Source organism: Psychrobacter sp. 4Bb (assembly GCF_002836735.1).
GTDB lineage: Bacteria > Pseudomonadota > Gammaproteobacteria > Pseudomonadales > Moraxellaceae > Psychrobacter.
In genome coordinates, this window is sequence record NZ_PJAS01000063.1 from 20,715 (window position 1) to 36,771 (window position 16,057).

A 16,057-nucleotide genomic window follows, 5' to 3' on the forward strand; every position below is an offset into this window, starting at 1 on the left:
CGCTTACTTAGAAGATTCTAGCTGTTTAAGAGTATGATACCCACCATGTATACGGGTAAAAATAGTAATAGCACAGGCAGTAGCAAAGATACCAGCAAGTAGCACAAACTGCTGTGGCCAAATACAGAGAGCAATAAACAGAGCAATAGTCTCGGTGCCCTCGGTGAGGCCGTTGAGATAATAAAAGCTTTTATACTTAAACTGAGGCTTGTCTAATTGAAACTTTTCAGCAGAAATCGCAAACGCCAAAAAGCTCGAACCTGTCCCAATAAATGCTGCTAATAACAACGCGCCTGCAATAGCGTTTTGTGCAGGGTTAGTCAAAATGAACCCAAGTGGCACAGCAGCATAAAACAAAAAATCGAGGGTAATATCTAAGTAGCCGCCTGCGCTTGTGCTTTGCTGTGCGTAGCGTGCCATTGCGCCGTCCAGCCCATCAAAGATACGATTCAATATTATCACTGCCAGCGCGCCATACCATAGCTCAAACGCGAGTAGTGGTAATGCTAACATACCAACCAAGAATCCAGCTACCGTAAGCTGATCAGCCGTAATACCGAGCTTATGCAATGTCGCTACTATTGGAGTTAGCAGTGGCTTGATCACGGGCGTAATAAACTTGTCTAACATGCGAGCTGCCTTTTGTATTTTGCTTATTTTGGTACTTTGATTGGGTATTTAGCGTTGATATTTGACTCTGATATCCAAAACTATTGTCCTAGGGACGTGTCATCATTTAGATTGTGGAGCTTACAATGAGAAAAATTGCAGTCAAACAAGGAAGAATTCGCCGTAAATATGGATATATTGACAAGATTTCTGACGATGTTTGACAAAATTTAGCCATTTTAAGGCCACTAAATGTATCAATGTGCTAATTGATGATACGGCCTAGATAAATAATTTTACCGTTAGCTGCTTCAGCGTCGCTTTGGTCGTGCGTGACCATAATAGCAGGCAACTTATGAGTACGAATCTGATCGAATACCAATTGCCGTGTATCCATTCTCAATTGAGTATCAAGTTTGCTAAACGGCTCATCAAGTAGTATCGCTTTGGGCTCACTCAGCAGCGTGCGTAGTAGGGCAACACGTGCTTGTTGACCACCTGATAGGTTATCAGGGTGACGATCTCCCATCCCTTCTAAGCCCACTTGGGCTAAAGACTGCGCTATTTTTTCAACTCGCTGTTTTTTATTTCCTTTTGGCATGGCAAAAGCAATGTTACCCGCGACGGATAGGTGCGAAAACAGCAGTGCATCTTGGTACAGCACACCAATCCGGCGCAAATGCGCTGGCAAGTGCGTCACGTTCTCATCGTTTAACCAGACAGTACCCGTCGCGGTAAAATCGCTAGCCAAAGTGCCTGTTAGCCAGTTCAGTAAGCTGGACTTACCACTACCAGAAGGGCCCATCACGGTTAGGATGTCGCCACCAGCGATGTGCTCATTGATAATTAATAACTGCTCGTTTTGACGAAACAGCTGTAAGTCTTTTATCTGTAGAGATGATGGCATCAGGATCCCTTTATTTGTGTTTTTCACGACTGATTATTTTAGTATTTGGTATTTTTAGCAGCTAGTTTTTTCATAACGGCTGTTTTCGATAGCTGATGCTTTTCACAACTTTTCTTATGCGTGGTCAGCCTGCTACCGAGCGCCACTTCTAAAAAAGTATTTGGGTAGCACCCAAGCCACTATAAAACCGATGAGCGGTAGCGCCATTTGCATAATCGCATAGACGGCACTGGTACGCCTACTGGCACCATTTGCCAGTGTCACCGCTTCAGTCGTGATAGTAGCAATACGTCCGCCACCCGCCAATAAAGTTGGCAAGTACTGACCAAAGCTGATCGCTAGACCGAGTGCTATAGCAATTAAAATAGGGGCAAATAACTGCGGCAGTTTTATCTGAAAAAACACTTTAATGGGTGCAGCACCAAGGCTGGCGGCCACATGAGCAAAACGAGGGTCTAGGCGTCGATAGCTACTGGCCAGTGATAAAAACACGTACGGCAGCACGAATAAAAGATGAGCAAAGGCCACATTAAAAAATTCTGATTGATGATTGGCCAACTGCTGTAACCATACCAAGCCAAATAAAAACGCGATACTTGGTACCAGTAGCGGTAAGTAAATAATAAAACTGGTGAAGTGTGACAATGGCTTAGCACTCAGTTGCTCAGCTTCCAAGCATAGCAGAGTCAGAAAAACAGCAAAGGCAGTACTGACGGCCCCAATGCTAAGTGTATTGACCAACGGTGTGCTCATTTGGGTAAAGGCACTTTGAAAGTGTAATAATACGAATTGCTCTGGTAGCATCGCTGGAAACCGCCAAAATCCTGCAAATGCCCATAATACAAGGCCAGCGAGTGACATGAGCATAAAGCCAATCACACCTACGGTAAGTATAGCGGTGACTTTTTGCCAGATAGTATCTGCATAATGACGTTTGCCATTGACTGACGAAACACTAAATATTGCCTTGATAGTTTTTTCGCTGCCCAGCCAAAAGCCGACTAAACCTGCTGTCAGTACGAGCTGCAATAATGCGCCTGCTGATGCCTTGATACGCAATGTCAGGTCAACATCGTTAAACCATTGTATGATAGAGACAGCAAGCGTTGGCGGTGTGTTAGGACCCAATATCAACGGCATCTCTACACTCGCACTGGCATAGGCCAACACGGCCAAAATTGGTAAACGTAGAAAAGGATATAACAGGGGCAAGACCGCCTTAAAAAAGGCAGTAATTGGGTAATAACCTAAATTGAGCGCAACAGTATATTGTTGGCGCAGTTTTTTGCCAAGCTCAGGCTGAGCAAGCGCGCCCAGTGCCATTAATAATAAAAACGGCAGCTCTTTTAAGGTTAAACCCAAGATGATACTGATACCGTATGGATCATGCGGAAACATACCATCGGGTGCCATCTCCCAACCAGTTAGCCACGGGGAGATGAGCCGTGCAAACATGCCTGATGGCGCAATCAAAAACCCAACGGCAATGGCTGCAGCTGCATGAGGAATAACCAAGATAGGGCTTAATAAATGCTCAATACGCTGCAACCAAACACTGTTAAAAAACGCCGCCAATATCATCAGGGCAATGACAAAAGCGAGTAAGGTGCTGATAAGTCCTGTAGCAAGACTTAATGCAGCCATCTGCGTGATACCAGGCGTTTGCCATAGATCTATAAACCCTTGCAGATTCAAGGTTGTTTTTTCAAGGGCAGGAACCCAGCTCAGGGCAGGCAACAGTACACAGATGAGGCCACAGAGTACAGGTAGTATTAATATGAGAATTAAGAGTTTGGGACTAAAAGACACGATACGCGTAAACAGGTCTTTTTTCTCAAGCGTAGTAGGTCTAGGTTTATCACCTTTTTTCGTTATTTTGTCAAAACCTTGGCTCATGGACTCACCCCATAACGTGCTTGCCAGCCTTGCTGGATGGCCTCTACCCAACTTGGATGCGGCTCGCTTACCGTGCGTTTGACACTATCAAAGGGCAGGGCGCTTGGATGGGGCTGCTTGGTTTTGAATAATGCTTGTTGTGCAGGGCTAAGTGTAGATTGAACCAGTACGCTTTTGTCACCCCATACCGAAGGGGTTTGTTTTTTTGCTTGGGCTTCTGGACTCATTAAGAAGTTGGCTACTAATTGTGCCGCCTGAGGATGGCTAGCGTTATAAGGGATAGCGACAAAATGAGTATTGCTTAAGCTGCCGTCACTCATGGCATAGCTGCGAATGCTCTGGGGTAAGTCATAGCGCTGCACGGCCGCAGGAACTTCTGGTGCTGAAAAGGTAAACGCGAGACTCAGCTCCGTATCATCGACCAAGCGCCGCATCTGCGCGCCTGTCTGTACAAACTGCTCGCCCTTACGCCATAAGGTTGGATGAAAGTCATCCAAAAACGCCCATAGCGGATCTAATATGAGCGCGGTGTTTTGTTCAGTGGCAGGCAAGTTGAGCTGTACGCTAGTGTTTTTACCCGTTTGAGCGTCTTTTTGTTCATGCAGCATAACTAAGACGTATTTTAAGAAACTCATACCCAAAAAATCAGGTGGCTGTGGGTAGCTAAAACGGCCAGGGTTTTGTGCTGTCCAAGCGGTTAGCTCAGTTAGCGTTGTTGGCGGTTTACTGGTCGACAGGCTGTCGTAATAAAACGTCAAAGAGGCTTGTCCCCATGGTGCTTCCATACCGTTGGTCGGCACACCAAAGTCGAAATTTACAGTTGGATTATTCTCTGGGTCAGTTAGCGCAAAATTGGGTAGCTTGTTTGCCCACTGTTTAAGTAATAACGAATTTTCACTCATGGTGGCAAAGTTAGCACCATTAATCCAGACCAAATCAACACTGCCTTGATCGTCATTGTGAGCGGATTTTTCTGCGAGTACACGACTGACTGCTTCACTGGTGTCGCTCAATTTAACATGGACTAAGTTGATGTTATATTTATCATCGACTTGATCGGCGACCCATTGTAGATAAGCGTTAATCTGTGGATCACCGCCCCATGCATAGAAATAAACGTCTTGATTGCTGCCTTTGGCTTCTATCTGCTGCCAAGGTGATAGGTCTTGGTTAATATTGGCAGTAGTTGGCGATGCTGTGCTTGCTGATATACCAATACAAATGCTCATCACCATAGCGTAGGTGCTATATCGCGTAAGACGTTTGAGCATCGGTAAAGCGGTAATAACGCGCATTCAAGTTTCCGTTATAATTTAAATGTTAGTAAAGCTGGTAAAGATTTCATAGTCTGCCATGTCAAACCAAACAGATATCACAAAATCTAAACCAGCTTTATTGGAGTCTTTTAACACTTTGCTACCAATCGCTTCATTTAATGACGTTGATCAGCAAACTGTTCTTAATTAACTGATATTAACTAACTATCATTAACTAACCGCGACGCCACGTATGGTATTTTTCTAACCAACTTAATACGGTCTCAGGGGCGTGAGCACGTTTCCACTCACCAGCGGCGTATTTGTTACCTTCAGCCCAAGTCGGGTAGCTATGAATGGTGCCCAATATTTTATTAAGACCCAGACCATGTTTCATTGCTAATACAAACTCAGCGATTAGGTCGCCTGCATGTTCAGACACTACTGTAACACCCAGTATTTTGTCTTTGCCTTTTGGCGTAATGACTTTGATAAAGCCTTTAGCCGCGCTATCCGTAATGGCGCGATCGAGCTCTTCAAACTCAAAACGAGTAATCTCGTAATCGATGCCTTTATCAATGGCTTCTTGCTCGTTGATACCGACACGAGCGACTTCTGGGTCGATAAACGTCACCCAAGGAATGACGCGATAATCTACTTTAAACTTTTTCAGATTGCCAAATAAACCATTCACTGCGGCATACCAGCCTTGATGAGCTGCGACATGAGTAAACTGGTATGGGCCAACGATATCGCCTGCGGCAAAAATATTGGGATATAACGTCTCGAGATATTCATTGGTTACGATAGTACGATTGGTTTCGATACCTAGCGCCTCTAAACCATAACCTTCAAGGCGTGCGCTACGACCGACGGCACAAAGTAGCTCATCATACTCGATATCGATTTCTGTTTCATTGTGTTTGACAATAATGTATTTTTTGCCATCACGTATCTCGCAGCGCATTGCTTGATGTGAGGTCAAAATATTGACACCGCTTTCAGTGAGCGACTGATGAGCAAAGGTAGACACTTCAAGGTCTTCTTTACCCATAATGCGATCGCTCATCTCAATTTGCGTCACATTAGAACCCAGTCGAGCAAAGCTTTGTGCAAGCTCGCTACCGATTGGGCCACCGCCCAGTACTACTAGCTTCTTAGGGGCTTCTTCTAGCTCAGCAAACTTAGTCCATAGCGTGTCACTGGTTACGTAACCTGTTTCTTCTATACCTGGCAGAGGTGGTACAAATGGACGAGCGCCCGTGGCAATGACGATGGTGCGCGCTGTTAGGGTCTGCATGCCGCCGTCATTTAGCTGAATTTCTACTGTCCACGGGTCAACTAATTTGGCATAGCCTTTGACCACATCGACGCCCAGATTGGTATAACGTTCAACGCTGTCGTGCGGTGCGATATCAGCCACTACTTGCTGTACGCGTGCCATGACTTTTTTGAACGAAAACTGCGGTACAGTGTTCTCTAGACCGTAGTTTTCCCCATGACGAATTTGGTCAGCGATTTTTGCGCTCTTAATGATGGCCTTACTAGGTACACAGCCATAATTTAGACAATCACCGCCCATCTCACCTGCTTCAATCAGTGTGACTTTCGCTTTTACCGCGGCGGCAATGTAGCTTGTGACCAATCCGCCAGCGCCAGCGCCAATCACAATCATATTGCGATCGAACTTTTTAGGTTTGGTGTGGTTTTTATAAACACGGCGTTTTTTAAACATATTCAACACTCCTTTTGCTATTAAGGGGAAGAAACCTAATAACGCAAACGAGACAATTAAGTTGAAAGATAAAATACCCGATAAGCTGTCTATCTGTGCCAGCTGTGTCCCTGCATTGACGAAGACAAAGGTCCCAGCCAGCATACCGATTTGACTGACCCAGTAGTAAGTCCATGTTTTAATAGACGTTACACCCATCAATAGGTTAATCAAAAAGAATGGAAATATAGGTACCAGACGTAAGGTAAATAAATAAAACCCACCTTCTTTTTCGACACCTGCATCAATAGCTGCCAACCGCTCAGGAAAGCGCTGTTTGATGGTGTCACGCAGTAAATAACGCGATGCCAAGAAGGCAATGGTAGCGCCAATGCTCGATGCAAATGAGGCAACGAGTAAGCCTTGTACCAAACCAAATAGCGCACCAGCGGCTAGCGTCAAAATCGCAGCGCCTGGTAAGGAGAGGGCAGTGACGACGACATATAGTAAGAAAAACCCACCGATAATCAATAGCGGTGACTGCGCTTTATAGTCATTAAATTGCGCCATCGACCCTTTTAAGCCATCAAGCGTCAATAATTGATTTAGGTCAAAATAAAAAAAGCTTGCCGCTAATATCAATATTAATAGTATTAAAAATATTCTTTTAATCATGAAAAATCCGGCCAAATAAGGGAGCGAAGGCTAAAATCGTAGTTGTTACTCAAACTGTAGAATACTCATCATCTGAATAACTAAACTTAAGTAACAATACCTAAGTAACTATAGTTGAGTAACGTGGCGATCAAATCGAATTTTCTGAATCGCTTAACTACGATAAAAAATTTAAGTTGGCAGTCTTAATAGTATATAAATTATGTCTTGCTGTCTGACATTTATACGACTGGAGCAATAAGCACTGCTATCGACGTTTATACTGGGAGATTATTTTTACCCAAGGTCAAGGTGTCATAATCTCTCATTAAGAAAAGCGCTATACAAGCCGCCAACATCGGCCAAGCGGCAAAAAACAGTAAGTTGTCAAAAGGCGTTAGGTAAAGACCAAAAGATACAAAAGTAGAGGCGGCATGTAGTAATAAAATGATGCCGTACGTCCATTTTTTGAATAAACCCATGACAAACGAGAAGATAAGAATGATTTGCAAGCTACCAATCAGGTAAACAATAGTGATGCCCAAGTTTTCTAGTGCATAAAATTTAGCAAACACATTGGCGGCATGATCAGGATTTACGAATTTGTCGAGTGTCCAGAAGAAAAATACGATGAAAACACCAAGGCGAAGAAACAGTAGTGAGAGTGGTAAATGTTTTGGCATGAATTATCTCTTTCTGAGAAAAGGTAAAAGTGAATTGGAACAAATTAAGCAAATAAAACGGGCACGATGGCACCGAACTATAAGGTAACAAACATAGGTAAAATATGAACAATGTTGAGTGATTACTCAAAAATAAACAAAGTATTACCACCAGAAGTGCTAAAAACGCATTGTAGTGGTTATTGAATAACTGTTCAAGTTGATTATATCCATATTCTAGCAATTATAGCGCTAGGTTACTTTCTTTAACCAAACCAGCAATGTTAGGTTAAAAAAGCTCGATTTGTGTACGTTTGATTGAGTCTGTCGACACATTTGACGTTTATCTTGCGCTATAAAGATTTGCCTAACCTGTATAAATGCAAAAAGCCCTTTATAGAACGTAAATTCTATAAAGGGCTCTAAACCGGCGTCTTTTTATTAAACTATAATTTTTACACTAAAAATTGGTAAACTCAAGACCAATACCAGCACCTACATCAGTTGACTGTTTGTTCGAATCTAGTGCCCAGACTCGGCTAGAAATGAGCGTTTTTGGATTCATTTGATGCTCCCAAGCTATATCAGCTACTTTCAAAGTTTCTGGCTCAGGAAAAGCTTGGTTGTCACTCTCATTCGATTGATTAACCTTAGCATATTGTAGCTTAGTAGAGATAAAGTTTTGGTTATCTACCCAAAGCTTACCACCAAGCGCCACACTTTCGGCGTCACCACCCAATCCATATCCTAGCGGATAACCATGTTGATAATAACCATCTGTATAGAGAAAGTGATCATAGGATATGCCGCGTGCTTCACCGCTAGAACGAGTATCAGTATATTCAGCATATAATTGATAAGGCAGCGCATTTATACTTGAAGCATAGTCTATACCTGCTAAATACATATTTTTGGCAGGTAAGCCACCAGCTTCATCTTCACCGATATACTGTGCATAAATACCAGTCGGTACACCTACTAGTGGCATTAAGTTAACGCGAGCATCAAACCCTCCTAGTTGGTTGGCAGGATCTTGATCAGTATTACCAGAAGTAGTATCGTTGTCTCTTGTTCCTAACAGAGCATCACCAAATGAGCTAAAGCTCTCAGGCCGTCCTTCTCCCCCCCACATAAAAGTACGAGAAGCTCCGACTTCTAACCAAGGCCATGGACTAGCAGTAAGACGCGCACCAAAAAGTTTAGCATCTGGTACCGCTTCATAATCGTCCAACTGGCCTGCAAATAATTGATACTGCCAAGGACCTACCCAAGATAAATAGGGAGAGGTTGGCACATTTTGCTCATCACGCTGTATAGTCAAACCTACGATAGGAAGACTTGCATCTCCCCGAATCAGGCTACCATCATGTCCAGGGCCCCACCAAGTTGGAATTTGTCCAGCTATTAGCCATTGATTAGCAAATTTACCTGCTATATAAGAGCCTTCAAAACTCACATCGTCATTATTTATTAGGTCATCATTTTTAAGGTTGGCCTGTAGATTGAGTTCCCAATCTTCCTCACTAATACCAGCTTGTAAACTAGCCTGTACTGTAGACATTTTATTATCAGCAAAAGTTTGTGGTAAACGTTGTCTATCAGTTTGAGCGTATAGACCAACTTGTGCGTTAACAAGCGATTTAGGTTTTTGCCCTAATGTAAGTTGTATTGACTGTATTATTTGCTGTTGTTCTGAAGTTTTTACTTTAGCTAGACTAAGTACGCGCTTGATCTCATTTGCAGTTAATGGCCATGTACTAGTACTTATTTGAATGACACCTTGTGAGTTCAACCAGTTCAGTTCTGATTTTAGGCTCATATCGTTGGCGTATATGTTTTGAGCAGTAGCGTATGTACTTACTATGCCAAAACTCAATAAAATGCTTATTACTTTTAAATTATGTAAGCGGTGGTAGGGCAGTTGTTTTGTCATAGTAGTTTACTCATAATCTATAGTGTTAGCGAAACAGATGATTAATTAATTTCATGGCCTTACCGTGAACCGAAACCTGTAAGCGTGGTATGAATGGTTCTAAAGAAAATTAGCAAATCCAATGTAAATGATATGTGCTTTATATAATAAAAGTCATATTCGATTTTTAATTTAGTTTCTTCGGCACCAGTCGCATATCCTTGATTGACTTGAGCCCAACCAGATATGCCAGGTTTTACAATATGACGATAATTAAAGAAGGGAACTTGCTGTTCAAGTTTGAGAGCAAAATCAATAAACTCAGCCCTAGGACCAATCAAGCTCATCTCACCTTTGAGGACATTAATAAACTGAGGAAGCTCATCAATTCTCGTTCTACGGAGAAAATGACCAACTTTGGTAATACGGTCATCGTTATCAACGGTCAGGACTTCTTTAGCTTTCTCACGCATACTACGAAATTTATAGACTTTGATACTCTTACCTCGATGACCAACGCGTAACTGGGTATAAAAAACCTTGCCATTGTCTTCGAGTTTTATTGCTATCGCAGTGAATAGAAAAATGATGAGAGTCATCGGTAATAGCGCTAAGATGATTAGAAAGTCAAAACAATATTTGACCATCATATAGTTTTCACAAGGTAGCAATGAGCCGAGCTCGTTTTCATACATATGGTTGATTTTAACTCTACCAGTGAGTGATTCACGAATATGACGATGATGGTATACCGGAATGCCTTGCAAAGTCTGATGAGCGATGAACTCTTGCCAATCATCAGTCAAATCGTAACTATGAAGATCTGTTACTATGCCATTTACATGCTGACCTAAGTTGGTTGTATCTAGCTTTAACCAATCTGCAGAAGGCACTTGTTCTGGCATATTTATCGCTCTACCCACTGGAATATAAGCAAGAGTTTGAACGGTATAACGACGATTGATTATATCAATAATGAAAAGATAGCTGAGTAGGCATATGCCGCTGATGCAATAATAAATCAAAGAAAAAGAATACTTGGTCAATTCAGCAGGCACAAAAACTAAAGCAAACCAAAAAATAAATACGGGCAGTATGTATGAACTCGAATTAATACCTGGAAACTGACGTATCAAGTTCAAAGTAAATAAAGTTAACGAAGTAAGCATACCACTTATGAGAATATTAAACGTGCTTGTCGTATTGAACCCTTGGTCTAAATAGCTCCAATCCAAGAACAAGTATGGGATCCAAGTGCATAGTAATAGTCCGATGAGTAGCTGAACAGGTAAAAACTTCAAAGACGCTAATATTCTTTTATTGAACATAAATGAATTCTTATTCATAGAGTGCTAAAAACAGTGAAAAACTCGACAAGTATAACTTATTATAGAAATAAAGAAACTGTAATTATTCAGTAACCTAAATCAGATGCTGAAGAGTAACTTCAAGGAAAATGAGAATAAGTCTAACTTGAATGGTTTAAATCTACCAAACCCATTTCTTCCATCATTGAAGCGTTCACTTTATGAACATCGTAGATATCTTCCGTTAATTTACGAGACTCTTTACCCATAGTAGTAATCAGCTCAGGATTTACCACAAACTTCTCCATAGCGGACGATAATTCATTCACGGTTTTAATAGGTACTAAGTAACCATTTAAGCCTTCAGTCACTGTCTCACGACAGCCTGGCGCATCCGTAGTAATAATAGGCCGACCCATAGCCATCGCTTCTAATACAGATCGCGATGTACCTTCTCTATATGAGGGCAGTACGTATACAGAACTGGCAGCAATAGCAGGTCTAACGTCGTCGAGTTTGCCCCAGTAGTTGATGATGCCGCTTGCTATCCATTCATCTAGCTGCGTCTGCTCAATTGCTGCTGGGTTTTCATCTATCCATCCCACTAAATGAAACTGGGCTGAAGGATATTGCTCTTTTATAATTTTGGCAGCCTCAATATACTCAACGATACCTTTATCTTTGAGAAGGCGGGCGATAAGTAAAAAAGAAGGTATGATATTTCCGGATTCATTTGTAGGGAAGGGCAGTACATTAAAGTCGGCCACATCTACTCCTGAACCATTGACTATCACAGCAGGTATACTAGGTTTTAGTATCTGAAGTTTTTTAAATAGGTTTAAGTCGTCAGGATTTTGAAAAAATACTTTAGTCGATCTAGATAAGGCCTGCTGGTATAGACCATGTACTAACTTTTGGAATCCACTGCGTTTTCCAGACTCTTCAACTTCTTGAAAAGTATAACCAAGGCCTGATAACAGAACAAAACGCTTAGGTACTTTGGCAAGCCATGCTGCTAGAGTGCCATATATGATAGGTTTGATAGTGTAAGAAAGCATATAATCAGGCTGTATATCACATAATAGTCGATAGGTGACTATCAGTGTCTTCATGTCAGCAATAGGATTTGTACCAGTACGCTGCATAGGTACAGCATGTACAGCATACCCTAAGTTAAGTAATGTATTATGATCCTTGGTATGTGACTCTAGATCCGGTGCTAAGACATGTACCTCGTAGCCTAGTTTGGCTATTGTTTCTAGTAGCTTACCTCTAAAGTTCAGAACATGGGGTAAGTAGTTTGCACATATTAAAAATTTCATAGTCAGTACGCATTGTGGGAAGTATAAATAATAAAAATATGAAGGCGCAGCTATTTAGCTTGCTGCCTTAGATTGTTTACAGGTGGGGTATGTCTTTTAGTTGTTTTCTTACTACGAAGTTGAGTAATATTGCAGTCTGCACAGACAAACAATACATACATTACAACAAATGCGTAGCGATACCTTACCGCAGTCCCATAATTGGCTACGACTAGTCCATAAACAGACATCGACAAGGCCAAAAACAATAGCCAAAAAGCCAGTCTGTCTGGACTTTTTCTCCAAGCTTGGCGGGTGATTAAAAAAAGAATACCTAAAACAGCCAAATTTTCAAATGACTGTATAAATTGCAAGGCACTGGATGCTTCCCAAGGTAAGGGTTTAGATAAAAAGTAAAAACCGGAGGTCAGACCCTGAATAACAAAGTCACCTGCTCCCGATATTAGCTTAATATTATTTGGATCTCCACCATCTTCAACAAACATAGCGACCCTGAATTTGTTAACCAATGGTAGTGCAATAGGAGCAGAAACTAATAATGAGATTAAACCAATAACGCCAATGATAAGTGCCTTAGTCAAACCCATGCCTTTTTTTGCAACATTGAACACAAAATAAAGCAAAACCACTGGACCAACAATATAAAAGTTTTGAAACTTGATCAAATAGATCGGTACCATACAAAGAATGCTTTTGAGTATTTTTGATTCTCTCGCATATACTACTGCTAAGATCATAAAAAATAGTATCAAGGTCTCTCTAAGACTCAGTGCTGTATATAACGCCATACTTGGAAATAGTAAATAAAACCAAAGAGAAACCTTAGTAAAAATACTCTTAGCATATAATATAAAAAATAAAATTATATAGATAAAAGTATTATAAAACCCTAAGCTAATAACTGAGACAGGTGTAGGAAAAGGTATTGATGCCAAAAAAATACTGGCTTGATTAACGTTTCCAATACCTGCTAATGCTTCTAGTACGCCTAGCTGTCCACTTCTTAAAGAATTAACAGCACGCCAATACTTAAATTGGTCGGGCATATATGAAGCACTAAATAGAACATCGTTTAAGATAAAAGGTAGAAAACAATGTAAAACTAATACTATTTGGTATTGTTGCTTTATCTTAAACTTATAGCCAAGTAAAGAGACAAGTAGTAAGCATATCAGTAAACTAGGCAAATCAAAAAGCCTAACACCTAAAAAACCATAGCTGTTGATCCAACTTAAATCTGACATTCAGTTATCTCTATGATTTAATATTATTTTTGACGACTCTAAATTTACCACTTTTTTCTTTAGGTATGCTATCAACTACTTGTATACTGATCAATACATCTACACCAAAACGTTGAGATAGCGCATGATAGAATTTTTCTTGTTGTTTTTTATCGAAGTGATTATTTGTAACAATTAGAACTTCCACTTTCTCCAACTCGTTTTGGATCACCTGAAACTGAATAATACCTGCAACGCCTTTAGTACTATTGGTAATGTTTACGTAGTTGATTTTACCATTTGTAGGAGTGGAGATATAGTCAGTAGAACGTCCTTCAATAGCTTTTACTACTGGAAATACCGAGCCACAAGCACAACTGTATTCTTTTGGAGCAAGCGCTATGCGATCTCCAATGCGATAGCGTATCAAAGGAGTGCCTTCAGTCGTAAATGATGTGACCAAAATTTCACCTGCTTGTGTCGACTGCATATTATCATTTATTATTTCAAATACACCAGTCAATGGATGAATATGTAGACTACCTTCTATGCATTCTAAAATAAATGGAGCCCCTTCTGAAGATGCGTACTGATCTGCAATTTTACAACCTAACACGGATTGAATAACCTCGCGATGTATAGGTAGTAGCGTCTCAGCAGTCGGAAAAAAAGCGCTTACTTTACTTTCAATTTTTAAATTTCGATTTGCAGCCATTGCACATAGTTCGTAAACACTAGATGGGAAACCCACTATGTACTCAGGCGAAAACTTACAAAACGCTGTCCAGTACACATCAAAATTGGCGTCGGTAATATGAAACGTAGAAAAAAAACGGATACGATTGACATAGTCATCTTTGTGACAAATGCCCTTTTTTAGATCTCTTTCAGTAATTATGTTTTTACCACTGAACCATGCACATCTTTTACCAAGTTTATAGCCATACTGCGCTCTAAAATGATCTAATAATGCATTACGCTCTTGAACATTATCTTTTGTATAAAGCACCTTCATAGAGGCACCAGTGGTACCACCTGTGAAGTTTACAACAGCATCTTTTTCTTTTACGGTAACAATTGTGCCTAAGTTTTCAATAATGTCCTTTTTATATAGCAATGGAAAATCTTTCAAGGACTGGTAATCCTTGTAAGGGCTATACCATTTAGATCTAACAACACTTTTATTTAAAAAACTTTCTAAGCGATTACTTTGCTCTGACTCGATTTCAGATAGTGAGGCGTCTGAGAATTTTGAAAAGTACTCTCGATACTTCTGATAGTTGCCTCCATGTCGGACTCTATACTGGTAGGTATTAAAAACACTAATGGCTATATTCTGTAACAAATGTGGACTACGACGTCCCAGATCTTCTTTTAAAGACATTTATAGTCCCCATATATTATTAATATTATTATTACATTCAAGCTTGAAAAGTTTATAAATTTATATAAATGAATTTACGAAAGCATTGACTGGTACAAGTCAATATGTAAATCTGCAGCCTTACTTATTGAGTACTCATCAACGTTATCAACAGCATTCTTGGACATTTGCTCTATTAAAGATTTATCTTTAACTAGGCTATTTATTGCATCAGCAAGTGCTTGAGGATTACGTGGCTCTACTACTGTCCCATTATTACTACGCTTGATAATCTCAGAACAACCGCCCACATCGGTAACAATACAAGGTAATCCTGAAATTGCAGCCTCTGTCAATGCAATAGGTAACCCTTCCCATGCTGAACTCATAACGAATACATCTGAATTATATAAAAACTGAGGAATGTTACTCGTTACACCAACGAGGTGTACAATTTTTTGTAAGTTATACTTCTCAATATAATTTGATAACACATTCTCATACTCTTTTTCGCCTTCTCCAGCGATTGATACTGAGATTTGCTCCTTTACATTGTCATCCAATAAAGATAAAGCTTGAAACATGTTTATATAGTCTTTTTGAGGACACAAACGTCCAACCATAGCTATATTGGTGTGATCTTTGGGTGCCCGTATGCGAATATATCCCTCAAATTTATCTAGTGTCACCGCATTAGCTATGGTATTTACTCTTTTACCTGTGTATTTGCTTAGGGCTAGGGCACATATCTCTGATATACCTACATACTCATTAACCAATGTATTAAAAATACTATAAACCCTACTGTTCCACCTTGGCTTTATAGTATGATGAGTATAGATAACTGGTATTTTAGATAGTGCAGAGAATACTATACCGTAGGCAAGATGAGTATGCATAATATCTATGTTGTGGTTTTTGATATACCTTCTAATTCTAAGTGCACCAAGCCACGGCTTCTTACGTGTCTCATTACCTATGACATAAGTTGTTACGCCAGCATGCTCCAAGTCTTTTAGAAAGTTTTTTTCATATTCTATATCTCGACCTGCATCAGCGGCTGAGCTCAAAAATGCTACATGTATATTATGTTTATGAGCTAAATGTTTTGCTAGATCTTTTACATAAACTTCAGCTCCTCCTGATGCGGGTGAGGATATAATATGGAGGATGTTCATAGCAATTGTCCAAAAGATATATAAGAAGTATAAACTCAGTTATAACTGATATAC

Annotated in this window: 12 protein-coding genes; all 12 read right to left on the bottom strand. The window is 40.4% G+C overall.

Going from position 1 to position 16,057, the window contains the following annotated elements; translation table 11 throughout:
* Positions 1 to 3: 3 nt before the first annotated feature.
* The 12 genes from CXF60_RS08310 to CXF60_RS08365 all read right to left on the bottom strand — a co-directional run bounded on the left by CXF60_RS08310 (position 4) and on the right by CXF60_RS08365 (position 16,003).
* Positions 4 to 630: a CDP-alcohol phosphatidyltransferase family protein gene (locus tag CXF60_RS08310; RefSeq protein ID WP_102091559.1), complete on the bottom strand. Its 627-nt coding sequence runs from the start codon at positions 628 to 630 to the stop codon at positions 4 to 6.
* Between the two features lie 244 nt (positions 631 to 874).
* The gene (locus tag CXF60_RS08315; RefSeq protein WP_102091560.1) at positions 875 to 1,516 is read right to left on the bottom strand and encodes an ATP-binding cassette domain-containing protein; all 642 of its coding nucleotides are present in this window, start codon (positions 1,514 to 1,516) and stop codon (positions 875 to 877) included.
* 132 nt (positions 1,517 to 1,648) lie between these two features.
* Positions 1,649 to 3,412: an ABC transporter permease gene (locus CXF60_RS08320; RefSeq protein ID WP_102091561.1), complete on the bottom strand. Its 1,764-nt coding sequence runs from the start codon at positions 3,410 to 3,412 to the stop codon at positions 1,649 to 1,651.
* Complete coding sequence (locus tag CXF60_RS08325) at positions 3,409 to 4,707, bottom strand: ABC transporter substrate-binding protein (protein WP_102091562.1); 1,299 nt, start codon at positions 4,705 to 4,707, stop codon at positions 3,409 to 3,411. Before CXF60_RS08325 ends, CXF60_RS08320 begins: the two co-directional genes overlap by 4 nt.
* Positions 4,708 to 4,903: 196 nt before the next feature.
* The gene (locus CXF60_RS08330) at positions 4,904 to 6,952 is read right to left on the bottom strand and encodes an FAD-dependent oxidoreductase (protein ID WP_228707079.1); all 2,049 of its coding nucleotides are present in this window, start codon (positions 6,950 to 6,952) and stop codon (positions 4,904 to 4,906) included.
* A 362-nt stretch (positions 6,953 to 7,314) separates the two neighbouring features.
* Positions 7,315 to 7,719, bottom strand: coding sequence for a hypothetical protein (locus tag CXF60_RS08335; RefSeq protein ID WP_102091564.1), 405 nt, complete (start codon positions 7,717 to 7,719; stop codon positions 7,315 to 7,317).
* A 439-nt stretch (positions 7,720 to 8,158) separates the two neighbouring features.
* Positions 8,159 to 9,631 carry a capsule assembly Wzi family protein gene (locus tag CXF60_RS08340; protein ID WP_102091565.1) on the bottom strand — a complete coding sequence of 491 codons (1,473 nt, stop codon included), beginning with the start codon at positions 9,629 to 9,631 and terminating at the stop codon, positions 8,159 to 8,161.
* 59 nt (positions 9,632 to 9,690) lie between these two features.
* Entirely contained in the window at positions 9,691 to 10,956 is a 1,266-nt protein-coding gene (locus CXF60_RS08345; RefSeq protein ID WP_228707081.1) for a sugar transferase, read from the bottom strand.
* Between the two features lie 122 nt (positions 10,957 to 11,078).
* Entirely contained in the window at positions 11,079 to 12,239 is a 1,161-nt protein-coding gene (locus tag CXF60_RS08350; protein WP_102091567.1) for a glycosyltransferase family 4 protein, read from the bottom strand.
* A gap of 50 nt (positions 12,240 to 12,289) precedes the next feature.
* On the bottom strand, positions 12,290 to 13,483 hold the full coding sequence (locus CXF60_RS08355) for a hypothetical protein (protein WP_102091568.1): 1,194 nt from the start codon (positions 13,481 to 13,483) through the stop codon (positions 12,290 to 12,292).
* Positions 13,484 to 13,493: 10 nt separating this feature from the next.
* On the bottom strand, positions 13,494 to 14,846 hold the full coding sequence (locus tag CXF60_RS08360) for a phenylacetate--CoA ligase family protein (protein ID WP_102091569.1): 1,353 nt from the start codon (positions 14,844 to 14,846) through the stop codon (positions 13,494 to 13,496).
* 74 nt (positions 14,847 to 14,920) lie between these two features.
* Complete coding sequence (locus CXF60_RS08365) at positions 14,921 to 16,003, bottom strand: glycosyltransferase (RefSeq protein ID WP_102091570.1); 1,083 nt, start codon at positions 16,001 to 16,003, stop codon at positions 14,921 to 14,923.
* Between the last annotated feature and the right edge of the window lie 54 nt (positions 16,004 to 16,057).